Below are 19,130 nucleotides of genomic sequence, written 5' to 3'. Positions count from 1 at the left end.
ATGACGAACCCGAATCCACTGGTGGTCCAGCCCGACGCCGCGCCGACGGGGTTCATGAACGCGGGCACCGGCGACAACGGCTGGATGACCGGCATCTCGATCGCCGAGTCCGCGATGGACACCTACAACGGCATCAAGGACGGCAGCTGGGTCGAGGCGGGCCTCGGCATGGTCGGCCTGGTGGCGGACGCCGCGTCGATGGCGATCGACCCGTTCGGCACGCTGCTGTCCTCCGCCGCGTCGTTCCTGATGGAACACATGCAGCCGTTGAAGGAAGCGCTGGACTGGCTGGCCGGCAACCCGCCGGTGATCGAGTCGTACTCGGCGACCTGGAACAAGGTCTCGGGCGAGATGGGCAAGATCGCGCAGGACTACCAGTCGGCCGTGCAGCAGGGCACGTCCCAGTGGACCGGTCCCGCCGCCGACTCCTACCGCGCCGCCGCGGCCGCCCAGACCGACGCGCTCGCCGGTGCCGCCTCGACCGCCGGTTCGGTCGGGACGGTCGTCGGCATCATGGGCATGGTCGTCGCGTTCGTGCGCGAGATGGTGCGCGACCTGATCGCGGACCTGGTCGGCAAGCTGATCACATGGGTGCTGGAGGCCGTGTTCACGCTCGGCTTCGGCACGCCGGTGATCGTGGCGCAGGCCGTGACCGCGATCTCCAAGTGGGCGACCCGCATCGGTGAGCTGATCGAGAAGCTCATCAAGACCATCAAGAAGGTCTCCCCGATGCTGGGGAAGATCGTCGAGGTCTTCACGAAGATCATGAAGGTCGTCGGCAAGCTGGTCGGCAAGGTGACCGGTCTGGACGTCATCTCCACCAAGTCCATCAAGCCGGGCGGCCTGTTCCACTCCACCAACGCCCCGGACCTGCCCAACGCGGGCGGCACGCACACCAGCGGCTCGCCGACGTCCACCTCGCCGGACGCGTCCCCGTCGTCGCCCTCCTCGCCGGGGTCGCCTGCTTCGCCGGGGTCACCCTCGTCGCCGTCGTCTCCGGGGGCCGGGTCGCCGGACGCACCTGCCGCACCTTCCTCACCGAGTTCCCCCTCGGCACCTTCTTCGCCGTCGTCACCCTCCTCGTCGCCGTCTTCGTCGTCGCCGAGCTCGCCGTCGTCCTCCCCGGACGGTCCCACCCGGACGCCGTCCTCTCCGGACGCACCGAGCCCGTCGACCGCCTCCGCACCCAACGCACCGTCGGGCGCGGCCCCGACCGCCCCTGGCGCACACGGCCCGTCGTCCACTCCGGACGCCCCGGCCGCCCCTCCGCGCAACACCGGCCAAACCACCCAAGCCGGCGTGGCGGCCCCGGAGGCCCCGACCCACGCACCGGCAACGCCCCGGGACACCACCCCGTCCGGCGCCCAGACCACCCCGCAACAGGCCCCGATGGGCGGCGCCCCGGCAGGAGGAGCCCCCGGAGGCGCCCCGGCCGGCAGCAGCCCGTCGGCAGGCGGAGCCCGCCCAGGCGCAGGAAGCGGCTGGACGGGCACGCCGGGTTCGCGCGGCGACATGGGCTCGGGCATGCCCTCCCAGCGCACGCCGGACACGACCCCGTCCGCAGCCCGCCCGTCCCAGCCAGGCTTCACCCCGCCGAACAGCCCCACCCACGGCACGCCCAACGCACCGTCCGCCCCGAACGCACCCCACGGCGGCCCCAGCGCGCCCAACGCGCCTCACGGCGGTCCCAGCGCGCCTCACGCGCCGTCCGGGCCTAACGCGCCTCACGGCGGTCCCAGTGCGCCGTCCGCACCGAACGCTCCGCACGGCGGACCTGGTGCGCCCAACTCGCCATCTGCCCTTAGCGCACCTCACGCGCCGAACACTCCCCACGGCGGCCCGAGCGCACCCAACGCTCCCCACGGCGGCCCCTCCGCGCCCAACGCGCCTCACGGCGGTCCGGGTGCACCACACTCGCCGAGCTCGCCCTCCGCTCCCAACGCCCCGTCCGCACCCCACGGCGGCCCTGGCGCACCACACGGTGGTCCCAGCGCGCCGTCCGCACCGAACGCTCCGCACGGCGGTCCCGGCGCACCCCACTCCCCCGACGCGCCCGGCACCACCTCCCCGGCGGGGCGGCCCGACGCGCCCACGCGGCCGCAGGGCACCACCTCCCCGACCCACGCGGACGCCCCCGCCGCACCGCACGCCGGGCCGAACGCGCCGAACTCCCCCAACGCTCCCCACGTCCCGCAGCAGCCCGGCTTCACGCCGAACGGACCCGGCGCACCGCACGGCGGCCCCGGCTCGCCCAGCGGTCCCGGCTCGCACACGCCGAGCGGGCCCGGCTCCCGTCCCGACGGTCCCGGATCCCGTCCCGACGGTCCCGGATCCCGTCCCGATGGCCCCGGTTCGCGACCGGACGCCTCGCGCCCCCGCACCGACGCGCCCGGAGGACACCCCGGCGGCCCGAGCAGGCCCGATGCGCCGCAGCACCGTCCTGACGGGGCACGTCCTCGCGGCGCCGACGGTCCCATGACGCACCCCGGCCCCCGCACCGACGCACCTGGTCCCCACAGCCAGCGCCCCGACGTGCCCGGTCAGCCGCACCCCGGCTCGCGCCCGGACGTGCCCGGTCCGCGCACCGAGGCCCCCGGCCACCGGCCCGACGGCCCGCCCCACGGCCAAGGTCCCGGCCACGGCCCCGACGGACCCCACCGCGACGGCGACGGGCCCGGCCACCACGACTCCGACAGCCCCAACGACGCACCCGCCAACACGCACCCCGAAGAGCGGCCCTCGCCCGAGCAGGCCCACGAGCGGCACGCCGAGCAGACGCCTGCGGGTGTGTCCCACCACGGCGGCGACACCGACATGGGTGACCTGCCGCACCGCGTGCCGGAGGACCCGCGCTTCTTCACCGCCGACGTGCACGTCACGCCGGACGGCCACGCGCGCATCGGCGGTCACGACTACACACCCGCCGAGTACGCGGACATGTTGCGGCGCAGCGGTTACGACGGCAGCAGGCCCGTGCGGCTCATCGGGTGCGACGCGGCCAGCAACGACTTCGCGCAGCAGTTGTCCCGGCACCTCGACGCTCCCGTCGTGGCGCCGACGAAGCCCGCGTGGACCGACAGCAGCGGCCGGGTGTTCACCAGTGACCCCGAGATCGGGCCGGACGGCACGCGCAGCCCGAAGATCCCGCCGAACGGCGAGTGGGAGACGCACCACCCGGACGGCAGCACGACCAGGGCCAGCGAGGACGGGTACGCGCCCGGCAGCGACCGCGACACCGACGGTGCCGACGCGCGCGACCGCGGCGACGACGACGCGCCCGACACCGACAACAACGACCCCGAGAACCAGCAGCACGACCCGACCGACGACCCCGAGTACACGCCGCCGCCGCAGGACCGGGTCATCTCGCCGGACGACCCGGCGTTCAACGAGCGGTTCGTCGACTTCGACCGGCCCACGCACCAGCCGATCGACCCGAACAACCCCGACGCCCCTCCGCGTCCGCTCAACCGGCACGAGGAGATCGAGGCGCCGCACCGCGACCGCGAGACGGTGCCGGACGGCAACACCGAGCCGGACCGGCTCCGGCCGGTCGAGAACCCCGATCCGGTGCCGGTGCCGCTGCGCGACCACCAGCCGCTGGAGCCGTGGACCGAGTACCCGGTCCGCAACGAGAACGGCACGCGCACGACGTTCATCACCGACGGCGATGGCAACGTCAAGTGGGTCGAGGCGACGCCGGGCCGTCAGGACATGAACATCGACGGCAAGGGCAAGTGGTCCGGCTTCAACCCCGACCTCAGCCACCCGTTGCTGCCGGACGCCAAGTACCAGGTGCCGAACTACCACAACAACGAGAAGCTGTTGAGCTTCGAGACGGACCAGCACGGCCAGACCCACTCGATGACGGGTGACGTCGAGGCGGGCGGCCAGAACAAGAACTACCGCGACGACGACGCGGGCAAGGGTGCCCAGCAGCGCGCCTACCAGGAAGGCGAGGCCGCGTACCCGAGCAACCCGCCGGACCGCGAGCTCACGCCGCAGGAGATCGAGGACTCGCGCGTCAAGTGGGCCGGCGGTCACCTGCTGGCCAACGAGCTCGGCGGGTTCGGCGAGTACCTCAACATGCACGGGCAGATGGCGGCGTCCAACTCCGGCAACGCGCGCGACGGCTGGTTCCACGACCCGTCGTGGCGTGCCAAGGAGAAGGAGCTCGTCGACTTCTCCAGCCAGCCGCACCAGGACGTCCAGAACTACCAGGTGCGCGCGACCCGTGAGGCGGACGGCGTGCCGTCCGAGGTGACCATGCGCTGGCAGGAGGTCACGTACGCGCGGAACGCGGACGGTAGCGTTCAGCTCGGCCCGGACAACAAGCCGGTGGTGGAGAACGTGGTCACCAAGGAACGCGTCTTCCCGAACCGGCCGGAGGTGAACTATGGACCCCAGAACCGATACAAGGGTCGCTGAGCTCTGCCGGCTGCTGGAGGCGGGCGCCCCGGTCGGCTGGCACCGCGTCACCCTGGACGTCTGGGCGAACGTCATGGCGTACGAGCTCGCGTCGTCCGCGAAGGACGGTGAGGGCAGGTTCGCGGGCGAGGTGCGGCTGGCGGAGATCACCGACCAGCTGCAGGAGCTGCGCGAGGAGATGTACGAGGAGGGCCGCGGCACGTGGCTCTCCGCCCGGTTCACGCTGCACCGCGAGGCCGAGCCCGAGGTGACGTTCAACTACGACGAGAACCCGCGCTGGTCGCCGGACCTGCACCCGATGATGTTCGTGCGCGACCTGGAGGCCTTCCCGCGCACGGACGAGCACGTGCCGGACTGGCTGCGCGAACTCGTCGAGCGCGCGCTCGAACTTCAGCGCGCACACGAGGCGAGCCTGGCCGATCAGTAGGCTGACCGGGCCCGACCGCGATCTAGGAGGAAGCGACAACCATGGCGAACTGGCCGGCGCTCAGCCCCGTCGAGCAGCAGGAGAAGCTCGCGGAGATCACGCAGGAGATCCTGCCGACCCTGCCGCAGGGGTGGTCGCGCCTGGTGCTGCGCGCCAAGATGATCGGCCCGCACAGCGAGGCCGACACGGGCGTGAAGATGACGGACGGCACGGTCCGCGGCTGGTCGTTCCCGCCGGAGGTGTGGCGCAAGTTCCAGCAGCTGCGCAAGGGCATGTACTCCGAAGGCCTCGGCTCGTGGATCGAGTTCGAGTACATCCTGGACCCGCCCGGCAAGTTCGCGATCCGCTACAACCGCGACGAGGCCCCGAAGTTCGACGCGGCCCCGTCCCCGGAGAACTACGCGACCGAGCAGAAGTGGTTCCCGCGCGCCGACGAGCAGATGCCCGAGTGGTTCCGCCGCGGCCTCACCCCCGCCTAGCTCACACACTCACGGCGCGTCCGAAGTGGACGGACACCAAAGTCCACTTCGGACAGAATCTGATTGCTGACATCTCTTCGACGTGGTGTGGCAGGCTCGCGACGTGTTCACCGAGCTGTCTCCTCACGCGCTGCGCTGGGACGAGGTCGACCCCGCCCACCACCCGTTCGACGCCGGCACGGCCGCGCAGGTGATCCGGTCGCTGGGTCCTGCCCAGCGGGTGCCGATGAGGCCCGACGGGTCCGCGGCCGACCGGTCGGTGATCGAGTGGAGCTACCGCGAGGGCCAGTCGTGGGCCGACGAGATGTCGCGCGCGTTGGCCGAGCGGTACGGACGATGGGTGCTGGGGTGGCGCTGGGCGCACGACGAGGGTGACTTCGACGGCGGCCCGGTGGGGAGCTGGTGCTGCCCGCGCGACTCGATCACCACCCCTGACGAGACGCTCGGCCGCGTGGTCGCGGGAGTGTGCGAGTGGCGGGCGTGGGTCGAGGAGCTGGCCGCGTTGTTCTCGCTGTATCCGCTGGAACGGCGGGAAGAGGGCGTGCGGGCGGTGATCCTGCGGGTCGCGGACCGGACCGGTGGCGGCAGCGGCTGGTACGGGCACTGCGAGCAGGCGCTGACGTGGTTCCTGCAGCGGTGGGACGTACCGGTGGCGGACGCGCGGAAGCTGGTGCGGCAGGCGATCGGCGGGCAGTTCGAGAGCTGGACCCTGCCGAAGGCCGGGGTGGTCGGCGAGGTGGCCGACCGGATCGCCTCCTCGGTCGACGCCGAGGTGCCGGACCACCTCGCGTCGTGGCTCGTCGAACGGACCGAGGTGCTGTGGCCGGAGGAGACGCTGCACCCGCGCACGCGGGACGGGGCCGTCGCGTCGATCGACGAGGTCGACGCCGCCGACCCGGCACGCGCCGAGGGCATGCGCGCCGCGCTCCGGCAGGTGCGGGAGGACGCCTCGGCGGGTGCGGTGCTCGACTTCGCCTTGCTGCGCGGCTGGCAGCTCCACGTGCTGGGGGCGCCGCAGGAGTTCCGGACGTCGCCGGCGTTCGCCAAGCAGGGGCGGGAGCGGTACGGCATCGACAGCACGACTCGCGAGCGGTTCGACGCCTGTCTGGCCGAGAGCGAGGAGGACGGTCTCGGCGTGGCCGCCCGTGCGGCGCGGGTGTACCTGGACGTCTGCTTCTTCCACCCGTTCGACGACGGCAACGCGCGGGCCGCGTTCCTCGCGCTGGTGTTCGTGCTGGCACGGGAGGGGTACGGGCTGAACGCGGCCGGGCTGTTGCGGAGCGTCTCCTACTGGGCGGACGCGCAGGACGCCCGGATGCTCGCCCGCAACATCGGGTACCAGCTCAGCCGCGGGTAGCGTCGTCCGCAGGGGGTGGACGTGGCCGCAGTGGCTGTCATCGGGGACGTGGGCGGGCACGCCGAGCTGGTGCGGCGGGCGCACGAGGTGTTCTGGCCCGACCCGTTGCCCGCGGAGGGTATCGCCCTCCTGCGGGAGTGGTGGCGTGACGGCGGATGCGGGTGGCGGCGGCGATCACCAGTGGCGGCGAGGAGTTCCTGCTCACGCACGCCGGGGTGACGTTGGCCGTGTGGCAGGAGTTGCACGAGCCGTGGATGCAGTACCGGGGAATCGTGCCGTTCGGGCAGATTCACGGGCATTCCACGGTCGTGCACTTCGGGGATCAGCGGTGGACGTGCGACGGGCGGGTCCGGCAGCGGGCGACGGCGGACTGGCAGGCTCGGCACGTGCGGGTGCGGGTGAACGGACGGACGTTCATCGGGGTGGACCCCGGGCACGGACGCGCCGGCGCGGCGTCGTGGGCGCCGCTGCTGCTCGACGCCGACGAGGTTTGTCCCGGTTTGCCCCCGTATCGGACACGAGCTTTGCCTTGGGGCGACCGGGAAACGGTCGCGGTCTGGCCAACGCGCGCGCTCTGGTCTATACCAATAATCAGCCGCCGCGACCCCTTGGCCCGAGGAGTTCGTCATGCTGAACAGACTGGTGAAACTGGGTTTGGCCGCTGCTCTGGCGGTGGTGGTGCTGCCCGTCGCACACGCTCAGGCGGCGACGGTGTCGTCGGTCGCGCCCTACGTGGACATGGGTGCCTGGCCGACGCCGGTGTTGTCGGACATGGCGAAGAAGGGTGGCGTGAAGAGCTTCACGCTCGGGTTCGTCACGTCGTACGGGTGCAAGGCGAGCTGGTTCGGCGCCTACGACCCGCGCGCCGGGTGGCAGAAGGAGGAAATCCAGAAGCTGCGCGCGGCCGGGGGTGACGTGAAGATCTCCTTCGGCGGTGCGTCCGGCATCGAGCTCGCCTACTTCTGCACCACGCCAACGGCTTTGGCCAACGAGTACGACGCCGTGGTGAAGGCGTACTCGCTCAAGTACGTCGACTTCGACATCGAGGGCGCGGCGGTGGCCGACCCGACCACGATCGCGCGGCGCTCGCAGGCGTTGAAGATCCTTCAGGACCGCAACCCCGGGCTGAAGATCTCGCTGACGCTGCCGGTGCTGCCGAGCGGGCTCACCGCGGACGGCGTGAACGTGGTGCGGTCGGCCAAGAACGCCGGCGTGAACCTCGACCTCGTCAACGTCATGGCGATGGACTACTACATGGGTCCGGCCGACCAGGGCGCGCGGGCGATCGCCGCGGCGAAGGCCACGCAGGCCCAGGTCAAGTCGGTGTACGGGCTGGCGGACGCGGCCGCGTGGAAGAAGGTCGGCGTCACGCCGATGCTGGGCGTGAACGACTCGCAGAACGAGATCTTCTACCAGAAGGACGCGCGGGCGCTGGTGAGCTTCGCGTCCTCCGTGCACCTCGGCATGCTGTCGTTCTGGGAGCAGGGCCGCGACGCCAACGCGTGCAACGGTGCGCTGTACCGCTGCAACAACATCCCGCAGCAGCCCTACGAGTTCGCCAAGATCTTCTCCGCGTACAACGGCTAGCCGAGCGTCCAGGTGGCCGTGTCGGTGTAGGCACGGCCATCGCGCGTCCCCGTGATCGTCACGGTGTTGGCGCCCGGCCGCAACGTGATCGGCCACGTGTAGGTGCGGTCGGCTGCGGGCGGTTTCGGGGCGCCGACGGCGACGCCGTTCAGGACGAGCTGCACGTCGGAAACCGTTCCGTACGCCCGAACCGTCGTCGCGGCGGTGGTGCGTTGCGTCCAGCGGGCGCTGTTCAGGTGCACGAACGGCGTGTCGGTCCACTGCGACTTGTAGAACCAGAACGCGTCCTTGCGCACCGCGCGGTCGTAGGTGACGAGACCCTTGTCGTTGCGCCCCAAGGTGTCGCCCTCGGACCGGCTGTCGACGGCGAAGTCGAACATGTTCCACACGAACGTACCCCACAGGAACGGCCGCGTCTTGATGTCCGCCCAGTGGTTCTCGTGCACGAGGGTCTGGTACTCCTCCGGGTGCCAGCGCGAGGTCGTCACGGGCGGGCGCGGGTTCTCCTCGTGCTGCACCACGCTGCCGCCCGCGCCGTACTCGCTCAGCGCGATCCGGCGGGCGGGGTCGCGGGCGTGCAGACGGTCCGCCCAGCCGCCGGGGCCGCTGCTGCTGGTGTCGTACCAGCCGTAGTACTTGTTGTAGGCGGCCAGATCCGCGTGCGACGACACCGGGTCGAGGTCGCCGATGTGGCTCGCGTACGTCGAGTGCCGGCCGGAGTCCTCGGCCCGCACCGACGCTGCCAGGTCGCGCAGCAAAGCATTCGTGGCGGTGTTGCTGGTCTTCTGCTCGTTGCCGATGCCCCAGAACGCGATCGACGGGTGGTTGAAGTTCTGCCGCATCATCTCCAGCAGCTGCTGCTGGGCGTTGGCCCGGAACGCCGCGCTGTCGGTGATCTCGTTGACCAGCGGGATCTCGGTCCACACCACGTACCCGCGCTCGTCCGCGAGGTCGTAGACCTGTTCGGCCTGCTGGTAGTGGGCGGTGCGCAACGCGTTGACGCCCATCTCGTCCATCAGGTCGAAGTCCTGGCGCACATCGGCCGGCTTCAACGCCCAGCCGGCGCCGAGCCGGTCCTGGTGCGCGTTCACCCCGTTGAGCCGCAACGGCTTCCCGTTCAACGAGAAGCCCGTCGAAGCGTCGACGGCCGTGGTGCGCAGGCCGAGAGGTTCGGTGACGACGTCCTTCACGGCACCGGAGTCGGCGTCGATGATCTCCACGCTGGCCCGGTACAGGTACGGGTCCGCCTTGCCGTTCCACCGGTGCGGGCGCGCGATCGTGACGGTCTGCACGGTGTCGAACCCGGTGGCGGCGTTGACCGAACGCACGGCGGAAGTCGCTTCACCGGCGATGACACCGGCGTGATCAGCGACGACCGTGCGCACCTTGACGCGCGCCGCCGACGCCCGGTTGTTCCAGGCCATCGTGGTCACCTCGACGCTCGCCGACGCATCGGTCAGCGACCGTTGCCGCAGGTACACGCCAGGCCCGCCGGAATCGCCCATACGCACACCCAGGAGGTCCAGCGCGGTCAGCGAGACGCCCCGGTAGATGCCGCCGAAGAAGGTGAAGTCCGCCGAGATCGGGGCGATGTCGGACTTGGCCGCGTTGTCGGCCTTGACCGCGATCACGTTGTCCTGCCCCAGTTTCAGGGCGGAGGTGGCGTCGAACCGGAACCCGGCGAACCCTCCGCGGTGCTGCCCGAGCTTGACCCCGTTGACCCACACGTCCGCGACCTGGTTCACGCCGTCGAACTGCAACCACAGCCGTCGCCCGGCCAATGAAGAAGACGGCGTGAAGTGCTTGCGGTACCAGCCGATTCCCCGGTAGTAGTTCGCGCCGCCGTCCTGGCCGTCGGTCGCGTTCCACGTGTGCGGCACGGTGACCTGCGCCCACGACGCGTCGTTGAAGCCCGGTGTTTCAGCCCCTTGAACATCCGCGCGCAGGAACCTCCACCCCGCGTCGAGGCTCACCTGCGCGCGGGTCACCGGCGGCACGTAGGCCGAAGCCGCTGGCACACCAACGAACATCGCCGAGAGCAGGACCAACGGCAGGAGCAACGCCGGCAGACGTGTCATGTCCCATGACGCTAGGGGCGCGATGAAAACGGTGTCAACGACGTGAGCTAGTTCCGGTACAACGGGTTCGGGCAGTCGACGTACCGGCTCGCCGCCCCCTCCGCACGCGTCCAGCGCAGCAGCAGGTTCGCCTTCGCCGGAACGAACGGCGCGCTCAGCAAAGCCGAGAGCAGCGGTGGCGAGCCGTGATCACGTGCATAGGCGACGAAGACATCCCGTGCCTCGCCCCACACGTCCACGCCGGGGTGCCGTGCCAGCACCGCACCGGCGATCTCGATCAGGTGGTTGACGATCAGGCAGTACTGGAGCCGCTCCCAGCCCTTGGCCTCCGACACGCCGCGCGACCCGTCCAGTCCGTCCATTGAGGACAGCAGGGCGGAGTGCCGGGGCAGCAGCCGCATGCCCTCGGGGTCGCGGAAGATCGCCTGCACCGGCAGCCCGGCGCCGTCCACCCCGACCAGGACGTTCTGCAGATGACACTCCATCACCACACCGTGCGCGAAGAACGCGTGCAGCACCGGCGGCACCACAACCGAGACGTACTGCCGGAACCACCGCAACGCGCCGTCGGAATCCAGGCCGTCCAACGGGTTCCCGTCGAACCCCTCGCTGATTCCCGCCGCCAGCAACGGGGTCACGCCGGGCAGCACGTGCTGCCGGACGCCGTCGCGCACCACGACGGCCAGGCCCTCGAACGACGCAGGAGAGGTCCGGTAGCCGCGGTCGATCAGGAAGGCGGCACCGGGGAACACCGAGGAGATGTCCGCGAACACCGGTCTCAGCAGGCGGGCGAGCGGCGGGATCCAGCGCAGGTCGTGCGCCCACAACCGGCGCACGTCGTTGGTGATCTGCACGTCGAGGCTGAACTTGTAGAACAGGTCGGCGGCGGGGTCGTAGACCGTGCGCACCGACGACGTGGGCCACACCTCACCCAAGCCAGAACTCGAACTTTCCATTCCCAGCAGGGAAAGCTGCCACGGATGCGCCGGCAGCACGCCCTCCGGCAACGGCACCTCGCCGTCGTCGACGAACGCACCTTCCAACTGCGCCAAGGGGAAGCTCGCGTGCACCTCGGGCGAGTACGGCAGCCACTCCGACGGCGGCAGACCGCCGCGGCCCTTCGGCGCCGGGTGGTACCGGTGCCCGGCGACCAGCGCCTGCTCGGAGCGCTGGTAGAGATCGGCGGGCGGCGCCGTGCGCGCGTCCAGCACGGCGGCGATGGCCGACCGCGAGCCCGCGATCTCGTCCAGGAACCCGACCGGCGGGTCCCCGAGCTCCTTGCTGATGAGCACAGCGAGTTCGTGCCACGCCAACGGTTGCCACGAACCGGTGAACACCTCGGGGTCGGACAGCCAGCGGCCCTCGCGCGCCCGCAGCAGGGTGCCGCTGCGGGGCAACCGGAGCGTGCCGCCGGCCCACTCCCCCACCTCACGGCGCAGGCAGTTCAGCAACGCCGTCGCGGTGATGCCGTCGGGATCAGTGATCGCTTCCACCGGTGTCCGCTTCCCTCTGGCTGTGTGTCAGGATCGACTCATTCTGACGCACACGCCGATCGAGTCCGACTTCCTCGCCGCACTGGGTGAAAACCGCGCCGAAAGATTCCTCGCGGAGCTGCCGGGGGCCCGTGCGGCGATCCTCGCGCGCCTGCGCCGGGCGTTCGCGCTCGAACCGTTGCCGCAGGTCAACGACCCGGACGTCGACGTCCACCCGGTCGACCTCCTCACCGCACAACGCTGGCCCCGCTCGGAGAACCTGATCGCCGAGGTCGCCCACAGCGTGGCCGGACTGGCCCTGTCCCGCACAACCGCCCCGCTCACCACTCCATTCCTGGGCAGAAGCCTGGAGGAGCACGAGCAGAGCGTCGTGGACGGCCATCCGCTGCACCCGTGTTGCCGCAACCGCACCGGGTTCACCGCGGCTGATCACCTCGCGTACGGCCCGGAACACCGCCCGATCGTGCGACTCGCCCTGCACCCGGCGGCACACCACGTGACGTTCGGGGACTGGCCGGACGACCTCCGCGACGGCAACCGGATCCTGCTGCCCGTGCACCCCTGGCAGGCGGCCGAGCTCGGCATCAGCACCGCGGGCACCCTCGACGCCAGCCCGCTGATGGCGCTGCGCACGCTGTCGGCCGGTTCCTGGCACGTCAAGACGACGCTGAGCGCCCAGATCACCTCGGCCGTGCGGGACATCTCGGCGGGCTCGATCGCGACCGCCACGACCGTCTCCGACTTCCTGAACTCTGCCGTCGAGGGCATCGAACTGCAGCACAACCGGGCATCCGCCGCCGTCCTGACGAACGGCGAACCGGACCGCCGGCTCGGCGTGATCCTGCGCGACCGGCCCGTGCCCCGCGTCGGCGAGACCCTGCTGCCCCTGGCCGCGCTGCGCAACCACCACGTCCCGGACCCGGTCGAGTGGCTCGCGGAGTTCGCCGAACTGACCGTGCCGCCGCTGATGACCCTGCTCGCCCGTGGTGTCGCGTTGGAGGCGCACGAGCAGAACCTCGTGCTCGGCCTGGTGAACGGCCGCCCGAGCCGGGTGATCTACCGCGACCTCGCCGACATCCGCGTCAGCCCGCGCCCCGGCCTGCCGGAGAGACTCCACGCGGGCCCGGAGGCGTTGCGCGCCAAGACGTTCGCGACGTTCTTCGCGACCGCCCTGACCGGCCTGATCGACACCCTCGACGCGGACCCGGCCGACCTCTGGGCCGTGGTGGCGAGGACGATCCCGGACACCCCGGACCGGCACGCGCTGCTGAACGACCCGCTGCCGGCCAAGCCGCTCACGCTGATGCGCCTCGACCCGGCCACGAAGGCCTGGGCGCACCTGCCGAACCCGTTCAGGGCTTGAGCAGCACGTCCCGGTGCTGCCACGCCAGCGACAGCAGCGCGGCACCCGCGGCCTGCGTCGGTTCGTGGTGCACGAACCGGTCGACGTTCGCCTCGATGAACTCCAGCCCGCGCAACACCTGGCCTTCTTCGTTCTGGGCCACCAGATCCCCGAACAGCGCGTCGAACTCCGCCGCCTCGATCACGGCCACCGTGAGCATGTCCGTGGCGAACGTCAGCGGGTCCACGCCCATCCCGAGGTAGAACACCCGGGCCGCCGCCGTCAGCCGCCGCGCGAACGGCCACGCGTCGTAGTCGACCGATCCGATCTCCTCGGCCCCCAGCATCTCCTCGGCGAACTCGCGGATCATGCAGTGCCACAACGAGAAGTCGGCCTCGGACGTCCCCTGGAACACCCCGACCGGCAGCACCTGGAACATCCCGCCCGCGTGCCCGACCCGCTTCGGGTCCCGCCAGTGCAGGAAGAACGTCGCCTCTCCGGACGCCACGTCGTGCCGCAGGGTCAGCGTGCTGATGGCGACGTTCACCGGCCGCCGCCGCAGGTCACACGGATCCCCCACCGCCGTGCGCAACGGCAACCCGGCGGCCTGACCCGCGTACTCGTGCGCGCAGGCCTCGCCGACGTCGATGCCGTCGAAGTAGGTGCCGAGCCCGAACGTCAGGTGCCCGCCGTCAAACCCCAGCAGCCGGTAGGTCTCGCGGTTCTGGAACACCGACGGCGCGGCGAGGGCGGCCATCGCCGCCGAGTAGCTGCCGAACCCGTCGGGCACGGCGGAGGGCGGCAACACGGGCAGGGCCGGTGACTCCCGCAGTTCCAGCGACAGGTCTGACAGCGGCACGGGCGCGGCGGGCATCCAGGCCGGTGACGTCAGCAGCGGGGTCCCGGCGACCCTGGGCACGTCCGGGTACTCCGCGGCGGCCTCGACGGCCAGCCGATGGCGGTGTTCGAGCAGATGGGCGCGCACTTCGAGCCACTCGGCAGACGTCGGCATGCGCTCATTGTGCTGAACTCGTGCCGTGCTGGAGAAGTTCGACCTGGAGGTCTACGAGTGGTCGGTGCGGACCCTGCGCCGGGCAGCGGGCATCAGGCGGTTCCGGTCGTCGCTCGGAGAGGCACTGCACTTCCTCTCCTGCAAGCTCGCCGAGGAAGGACGCCACGAGGAGGCTCTGGCCGCTGCCGAGGAGTCCGCCGCGCTCCTGCGGGAGCAGTTGCCCCACCGGCCACGCCAGGTCGGCGCACGGTACGTCAACGTGCTGCAGTTGCAGGCCGCGCTCCTGCACCTCCTGGACTGGCACACGCGCGCCGCCGACGTCGGCTCGGAGGTGCTCCGCATCGAACGGCGCCTGGACGGCCGTCTCGACCGCGGGCAGAGGCTCGCCCAGGCGGAACGCGACTACGAACTGTACCGAAGAGCGGCGGACATGGCTGACTGACCGGGCCTCCGCCTGACCCGGTCGCCGCGCCGTGAGCCGGTCAGGCCCGCCAGCGCCGGGACGCGTGGACGACCTCGCCCACCGCGCGGGCCAGGCTTCCGTCGGCGTCGACGTGACTCTCGTAGTGCTCGGCCGGCAGCGGCTGGGCCACCTGGGGCGGAGCCTCGTACGGGTCGCTGTCCTCCCACCGCAGCCTGCGCGCCGTCTTCACGAACGCGATGGCCGCCGCCAGCAGCAGCACCCCGACCACGGCCGGCCACAGGACCGACTCCGCGACCGCGATGGCGAACTGGACCTGAGCCACCACGACGAAGACCACGGTCAGCCCGACCACCGACCACGGGGCCGATCTGCTGTCCTGTCTGCGCTGGGCGGCACCGGTTGCCCCCATTGGCGTCACCTCCACCGATGTTGCCTCGGACATCGGCGATTGATCGCACGGAGTTACAGGGCCAAGGGTACTCCTCGGTCGTTTGGTTGCAGACCGTCACCTTCCGGACAACCGCCCACCTGCGCGAAGCCGCAGCACAGCGCGTGCGCGATTCACTCGGTGGTGTGATCATCAACTCGTGTCAGCACTGCACGCGGGAGACCCCGCCTCATTCGCCGCCGATGTTCTCGACGAGGGTCCGGCGGAGCTCGAGTTCGTGCCCGGCGTCGCGTCGAGCCGTCCTACCAAGACGTGCGCGGGCGGCGCGCTGATCCGCGATTCCAGCGGACGCGTGCTGTTCGTCGTGCCTACCTACAAGGCGGTGCTGGACATCCCCGGTGGCATGACCGAGAACGACGAATCGCCCAAGGCCGCGACCATCCGGGAGATCAAGGAGGAGCTCGGGGTCACGCTCCCACTCGGACCGCTGCTCGTCGTGGACTGGACGCCCCGCAACGGGGTCTGGCGCGACTGCCACCAGTTCGTGTTCGACGGTGGCGTGCTCGACGACGCGGTGGCGTGCGACCCGGAGCTCGCCGGTGTCGTCTACCTGACGCTGGACGAGGCCCGCGACCGGATCTACCCGTCGCTGCACCGCAGGCTCACACTCGCCGTCGTGGCACAGGAGAGCGGTTCCACGAGGTACGCCGAGTTCGGCCGGGAGGTCTGATGAGGATCGTCTCGCTGCTGCCGGCGGCGACCGACGTCGTCGCCGAACTGGGGCTGCTCGGCCACCTGGTGGGCCGCACCCACGAGTGCGACTGGCCGGCGGCCGTCGAGACCGTGCCGGTCGTCACGAGCACCGGCGTCGACCAGAACGCGCTGAGCAGCCGGGAGATCAACTCGACCGTCCACCACGGCTCGTCGCTCTACGGCCTGGACGCCGACCTGCTGCACGACCTGAAGCCGGACGTGATCCTCACCCAGGACCTGTGCGACGTCTGCGCGATCTCCTACCGCAAGGTCACCGACACGGTCCGGATGATGGACATCGGCCCGACGGTGCTCAGCCTCGAACCTTCCACTTTGGACGAGGTGCTCGGCTGTCTGAAGACGGTCGGCGACGTCCTCGGCGTCGACAGCACCGACAAGATCGCCGCGCTGCGCGAGCGCGCGGACGTGATCGCGCAGCAGACGAAGGACCTCCACCACCCGCGCGTGGCCGCGATCGAATGGCTCGACCCGGTGTGGCCGGCGGGCCACTGGGTGCCGGAGCAGATCGCACTCGCGGGCGGCACGCCCCTGATCGCCGAACCCGGCGAGCACACCCGCCCGATCACCTGGCAGACCGTCCACGACGCACGGCCGGACGTCGTCCTGCTGATGCCGTGCGGATTCCCTCCGGAACGGACGATGCGGGAGCTGCCGGACGAACCGCTCCCGGAGACCTGGGTCCTGGATGGACCGTCGTACTTCAACCGCCCCGGACCGCGGGTCGTGCGCGGCGTCGAGGTCCTCGCCCACGTCCTGCACGGCATCGGCGAGGTGTCCGCACACGAGGCAACTAAGCTCCCGGCATGGACCTGAGCGCGTTCCCCCGAGTCGCCCTGGGCAGCTGGCCGACCCCGCTCGAGCACGCGCCGAGACTCGCGGCCGCGCTCGGCAGCCCGCCCGTCCTGATCAAGCGCGACGACGTCAACGGCCTCGGCGCCGGCGGCAACAAGCTGCGCAAGCTGGAGTTCCTGCTCGGTCAGGCGATCAAGCAGGGCGCGGACACGATCATCACGTTCGGCGCGTTGCAGACCAACCACGGCCGGCAGACCGCGGCGGCGTGCGCGAAGCTCGGCCTGAAGTGCGAGCTCGTGCTCACGGCCAGGGTGCCGATGACGGGCGACGCCTACGAGCGGTCGGGCAACGTCGTGCTGGACCACATGTTCGGCGCCACCGTGCACGTCTGCCAGACCGCCGAGGAGACCGTCGCCACCTACGAGCGGATCAACCACGACAAGGCCGTCACGCTGCCCGTGGGCGGCTCGAACGGCCTCGGCGCGCTCGGCTACGTCGTGGCCGCCGCCGAGCTCGTCGGCCAGCTGAACGACCGCGGCATCGACAACGCCACCATCGTCGTCCCGGACGGTTCCGGCGCCACGGCGGCGGGCATCGCGCTCGGCACCGAGCTGCTCGGCTGGCCCGGCACCGTGCACGCGGCGAGCGTCTCGCACACCGCCGAGGAAGCGACGCGGGAACTCCACGCCCTCGCCACGGCCGCCGCCGAACTGCTCGGCGAGCCCGCCCCGAAGCTCGCCCACGTCACCGTCACCGATGACACGATCGGGCCGGGTTACGGCGTGCCGACGCCGGAGATGTGGAGCGTGCTGAAGCTGTTCGCCGAGACCGAGGGCGTGCTCCTCGACCCGGTCTACACCGGCAAGGCCGCGGTGAAGTTCCGCGAGATCGCCCCGCGGTCGGACGTCCCGCTCGTGTTCCTCCACACAGGTGGTCTTCCGGGCTTCTACGGGTACGCGCCGGAGGCCGTGGCCGCGTTCTGACCCGCGTGATCAGTACTCTGGACGGCGTGACCGATCTGGCCGACGACCTGGGTGTGCTGCGCGATCTCGAACGACGTCTGCTCGTCTACAAGTTCGCGATCGAGGAGCTGATGACGAAGCTCCGCATCCTCAGCGAGGAGTTCGACGCGGTCCACCACCACGACCCGATCGAGCACATCACCAACCGCGTCAAGAAGCCCGAGGGCATCCTGGAGAAGCTGCGGCGCAAGGGCTTCCCGCTCGACCTCGACGCGATCGGCGACTGGCTCGACGACATCGCGGGCGTGCGCGTCGTCTGCCCGTTCGTCTCGGACGTGTACCGGGTGAGCGCGATGCTGGCGCGCCAGCACGACGTGGAGATCCTGCGCACCAAGGACTACATCGCGCAGCCGAAGCCGAACGGCTACCGCAGCCTGCACCTCATCGTGCGCATCCCGGTGTTCCTGTCCGACCGGGTCGAGCACGTGAAGGTCGAGGTGCAGCTGCGGACGATCGCCATGGACTTCTGGGCGACGCTGGAGCACAAGCTCTTCTACAAGTACGACGACAGCCCGCCCGCGGAGTTCGTGGGCGAGCTGATGTCGACCGCGATGATCGCGGCACAGCTGGACGACCGGATGGAGACCCTCCACCGGCGCATCCACCCCGACTAGAACGCCGGGACTAGGCCTTGGTGATCTCCAGCTGGAGCTCGGTCACCCAGTCCGCCGGGTCGCCCTCGCCGTAGTTCAGGTACACCTCGCGGGCGAACCCGTTCTGCCGGTAGCCGTGCGCCTCGATCCACGCCGCGACGGCCTGGTACGACGTGTCTACGTCGTCCATGGTGCCGCGGTGCACGATCGTCGCCGCCTCGGCCAGCGCGGGCAGGTCCACGACCTCGAAGTCGTACCCGGCGGACGGCTCGACGGCCACGGTCACGCCGGCCCGCACGAGCACCGAGTCGCCCTCGGCCGACTCGTAGGTGGCGATGCCGTACCCGGACGGCTGCACGCCGGCGCGCCCGAGCCGTTCGAAGAGCTGCGGGTACAGCGGCTGGATGACCGGGCCGATGTCCTCCGGCCCGTACGAGGCGGCGGTGGCGGTCAGCCGGGCCACCCGGACGGCGGGGACGGGCTTGACGATGATCTCGTCGGTGGGCATGGCGCCTTCTCTCTCGATGACGCGGAGACGTGCCTCGACACGGCGCAGGCGGAACTCGTCCGCGAGGATCTGCTGCCGCAGCTCGGCTCGCCGCAACGACAGCATGCCGTGCAGCTGTTCGACGGAAAGCTTCTCGTCGAGCACCACACCCACCTGGTCGAGCGTCAGACCGAGGTCCTTCAGCGCCACCAGGCGGTTGAGTCGTTGCAGTTGTGCGGCGGTGTAGAAGCGGTAGCCCGTGGACGGGTCGACGTGCGCCGGTGGGAGCAACCCGACCGCGTCGTAGTGGCGCAGCATCCGCACCGACACGCGCCCCAGATGGGCGAAGTCTCCGATGGTGAACATGACTGCTCCTGTGTAGGGGCTGACACGGTGTCAGGGTCAAGAAATGATGGTTTGAGCAACGCACCGGGTGGGGATCCTGGG

Annotated in this window: 17 protein-coding genes; 12 read left to right on the top strand and 5 right to left on the bottom strand. The window is 70.8% G+C overall.

Annotated elements, in window-relative coordinates; all coding sequences use genetic code 11:
• From ACFWNN_RS16215 to ACFWNN_RS16190, 6 genes are all read left to right on the top strand, one after another.
• Positions 1–4,428 carry a hypothetical protein gene (locus tag ACFWNN_RS16215; protein WP_382440689.1) on the top strand — a complete coding sequence of 1,476 codons (4,428 nt, stop codon included), beginning with the start codon at positions 1–3 and terminating at the stop codon, positions 4,426–4,428.
• Positions 4,397–4,855, top strand: coding sequence for a hypothetical protein (locus ACFWNN_RS16210; RefSeq protein WP_382440688.1), 459 nt, complete (start codon positions 4,397–4,399; stop codon positions 4,853–4,855). Before ACFWNN_RS16215 ends, ACFWNN_RS16210 begins: the two co-directional genes overlap by 32 nt.
• A 41-nt stretch (positions 4,856–4,896) precedes the next feature.
• Positions 4,897–5,334, top strand: a complete 438-nt coding sequence (locus ACFWNN_RS16205) for a hypothetical protein (RefSeq protein ID WP_382440687.1) — start codon at positions 4,897–4,899, stop codon at positions 5,332–5,334.
• Positions 5,335–5,437: 103 nt separating this feature from the next.
• Complete coding sequence (locus ACFWNN_RS16200; protein ID WP_382440686.1) at positions 5,438–6,691, top strand: Fic family protein; 1,254 nt, start codon at positions 5,438–5,440, stop codon at positions 6,689–6,691.
• 21 nt (positions 6,692–6,712) lie between these two features.
• Complete coding sequence (locus ACFWNN_RS16195; RefSeq protein ID WP_382440685.1) at positions 6,713–6,910, top strand: hypothetical protein; 198 nt, start codon at positions 6,713–6,715, stop codon at positions 6,908–6,910.
• Positions 6,911–7,318: 408 nt separating this feature from the next.
• A complete protein-coding gene (locus ACFWNN_RS16190) occupies positions 7,319–8,278 on the top strand; it encodes a chitinase (protein WP_382440684.1) in 960 nt (319 codons plus the stop codon).
• On the opposite strand, the gene ACFWNN_RS16185 is transcribed toward ACFWNN_RS16190, so the two are convergent.
• Positions 8,275–10,356, bottom strand: a complete 2,082-nt coding sequence (locus ACFWNN_RS16185; RefSeq protein ID WP_382440683.1) for a glycoside hydrolase family 2 protein — start codon at positions 10,354–10,356, stop codon at positions 8,275–8,277. The two genes, ACFWNN_RS16190 and ACFWNN_RS16185, sit on opposite strands and share 4 nt — an antisense overlap.
• Positions 10,357–10,403: 47 nt before the next feature.
• Positions 10,404–11,849: an IucA/IucC family protein gene (locus tag ACFWNN_RS16180; RefSeq protein WP_382440682.1), complete on the bottom strand. Its 1,446-nt coding sequence runs from the start codon at positions 11,847–11,849 to the stop codon at positions 10,404–10,406.
• Between the two features lie 22 nt (positions 11,850–11,871).
• Here ACFWNN_RS16180 and ACFWNN_RS16175 point away from each other — a divergent pair, with 22 nt between their 5' ends.
• Positions 11,872–13,212: an IucA/IucC family protein gene (locus tag ACFWNN_RS16175; RefSeq protein ID WP_382440681.1), complete on the top strand. Its 1,341-nt coding sequence runs from the start codon at positions 11,872–11,874 to the stop codon at positions 13,210–13,212.
• On the opposite strand, the gene ACFWNN_RS16170 is transcribed toward ACFWNN_RS16175, so the two are convergent.
• Positions 13,202–14,203, bottom strand: coding sequence for a hypothetical protein (locus ACFWNN_RS16170; RefSeq protein WP_382440680.1), 1,002 nt, complete (start codon positions 14,201–14,203; stop codon positions 13,202–13,204). The two genes, ACFWNN_RS16175 and ACFWNN_RS16170, sit on opposite strands and share 11 nt — an antisense overlap.
• Positions 14,204–14,228: 25 nt before the next feature.
• Between ACFWNN_RS16170 and ACFWNN_RS16165 the strand changes: the two genes are divergently transcribed.
• On the top strand, positions 14,229–14,645 hold the full coding sequence (locus ACFWNN_RS16165; RefSeq protein WP_382440679.1) for a hypothetical protein: 417 nt from the start codon (positions 14,229–14,231) through the stop codon (positions 14,643–14,645).
• A 40-nt stretch (positions 14,646–14,685) separates the two neighbouring features.
• Here the strand turns inward: ACFWNN_RS16165 and ACFWNN_RS16160 are convergent, their stop codons facing one another.
• On the bottom strand, positions 14,686–15,036 hold the full coding sequence (locus ACFWNN_RS16160; protein WP_382440678.1) for a hypothetical protein: 351 nt from the start codon (positions 15,034–15,036) through the stop codon (positions 14,686–14,688).
• Between the two features lie 178 nt (positions 15,037–15,214).
• On the opposite strand from ACFWNN_RS16160, the gene ACFWNN_RS16155 reads away from it, so the two are divergent.
• From ACFWNN_RS16155 to ACFWNN_RS16140, 4 genes are read left to right on the top strand one after another with little or no spacing between them, the layout of a single operon-like run.
• The gene (locus ACFWNN_RS16155) at positions 15,215–15,745 is read left to right on the top strand and encodes an NUDIX domain-containing protein (protein WP_382440677.1); all 531 of its coding nucleotides are present in this window, start codon (positions 15,215–15,217) and stop codon (positions 15,743–15,745) included.
• Complete coding sequence (locus ACFWNN_RS16150; protein WP_382440676.1) at positions 15,745–16,602, top strand: cobalamin-binding protein; 858 nt, start codon at positions 15,745–15,747, stop codon at positions 16,600–16,602. Before ACFWNN_RS16155 ends, ACFWNN_RS16150 begins: the two co-directional genes overlap by 1 nt.
• A complete protein-coding gene (locus tag ACFWNN_RS16145; RefSeq protein ID WP_382440675.1) occupies positions 16,593–17,564 on the top strand; it encodes a D-cysteine desulfhydrase family protein in 972 nt (323 codons plus the stop codon). Before ACFWNN_RS16150 ends, ACFWNN_RS16145 begins: the two co-directional genes overlap by 10 nt.
• Before the next feature lie 17 nt (positions 17,565–17,581).
• Positions 17,582–18,217, top strand: coding sequence for a GTP pyrophosphokinase family protein (locus ACFWNN_RS16140; RefSeq protein ID WP_382440709.1), 636 nt, complete (start codon positions 17,582–17,584; stop codon positions 18,215–18,217).
• A 10-nt stretch (positions 18,218–18,227) separates the two neighbouring features.
• Here the strand turns inward: ACFWNN_RS16140 and ACFWNN_RS16135 are convergent, their stop codons facing one another.
• Positions 18,228–19,049: a MerR family transcriptional regulator gene (locus ACFWNN_RS16135; protein WP_382440674.1), complete on the bottom strand. Its 822-nt coding sequence runs from the start codon at positions 19,047–19,049 to the stop codon at positions 18,228–18,230.
• Between the last annotated feature and the right edge of the window lie 81 nt (positions 19,050–19,130).

The sequence above is a fragment of the Lentzea sp. NPDC058450 genome (genome assembly GCF_042721395.1).
In the GTDB taxonomy this organism is placed as follows: domain Bacteria; phylum Actinomycetota; class Actinomycetes; order Mycobacteriales; family Pseudonocardiaceae; genus Lentzea.
The sequence above is the reverse complement of the archived record's forward strand: the minus strand, read 5'-3'. Positions and strand labels throughout refer to the sequence as shown.

What these genes read in the sequence shown, in the direction of transcription:
- ACFWNN_RS16215 (WP_382440689.1), top strand. Translation starts at nt 1, where the DNA reads ATGACGAACCCGAATCCACTGGTGGTCCAGCCCGACGCCGCGCCGACG.
- ACFWNN_RS16210 (WP_382440688.1), top strand. Translation starts at nt 4,397, where the DNA reads ATGGACCCCAGAACCGATACAAGGGTCGCTGAGCTCTGCCGGCTGCTG.
- ACFWNN_RS16205 (WP_382440687.1), top strand. Translation starts at nt 4,897, where the DNA reads ATGGCGAACTGGCCGGCGCTCAGCCCCGTCGAGCAGCAGGAGAAGCTC.
- ACFWNN_RS16190 (WP_382440684.1), top strand. Translation starts at nt 7,319, where the DNA reads ATGCTGAACAGACTGGTGAAACTGGGTTTGGCCGCTGCTCTGGCGGTG.
- ACFWNN_RS16185 (WP_382440683.1), bottom strand. Translation starts at nt 10,356, where the DNA reads ATGACACGTCTGCCGGCGTTGCTCCTGCCGTTGGTCCTGCTCTCGGCG.
- ACFWNN_RS16170 (WP_382440680.1), bottom strand. Translation starts at nt 14,203, where the DNA reads ATGCCGACGTCTGCCGAGTGGCTCGAAGTGCGCGCCCATCTGCTCGAA.
- ACFWNN_RS16160 (WP_382440678.1), bottom strand. Translation starts at nt 15,036, where the DNA reads ATGGGGGCAACCGGTGCCGCCCAGCGCAGACAGGACAGCAGATCGGCC.
- ACFWNN_RS16150 (WP_382440676.1), top strand. Translation starts at nt 15,745, where the DNA reads ATGAGGATCGTCTCGCTGCTGCCGGCGGCGACCGACGTCGTCGCCGAA.
- ACFWNN_RS16145 (WP_382440675.1), top strand. Translation starts at nt 16,593, where the DNA reads ATGGACCTGAGCGCGTTCCCCCGAGTCGCCCTGGGCAGCTGGCCGACC.
- ACFWNN_RS16135 (WP_382440674.1), bottom strand. Translation starts at nt 19,049, where the DNA reads ATGTTCACCATCGGAGACTTCGCCCATCTGGGGCGCGTGTCGGTGCGG.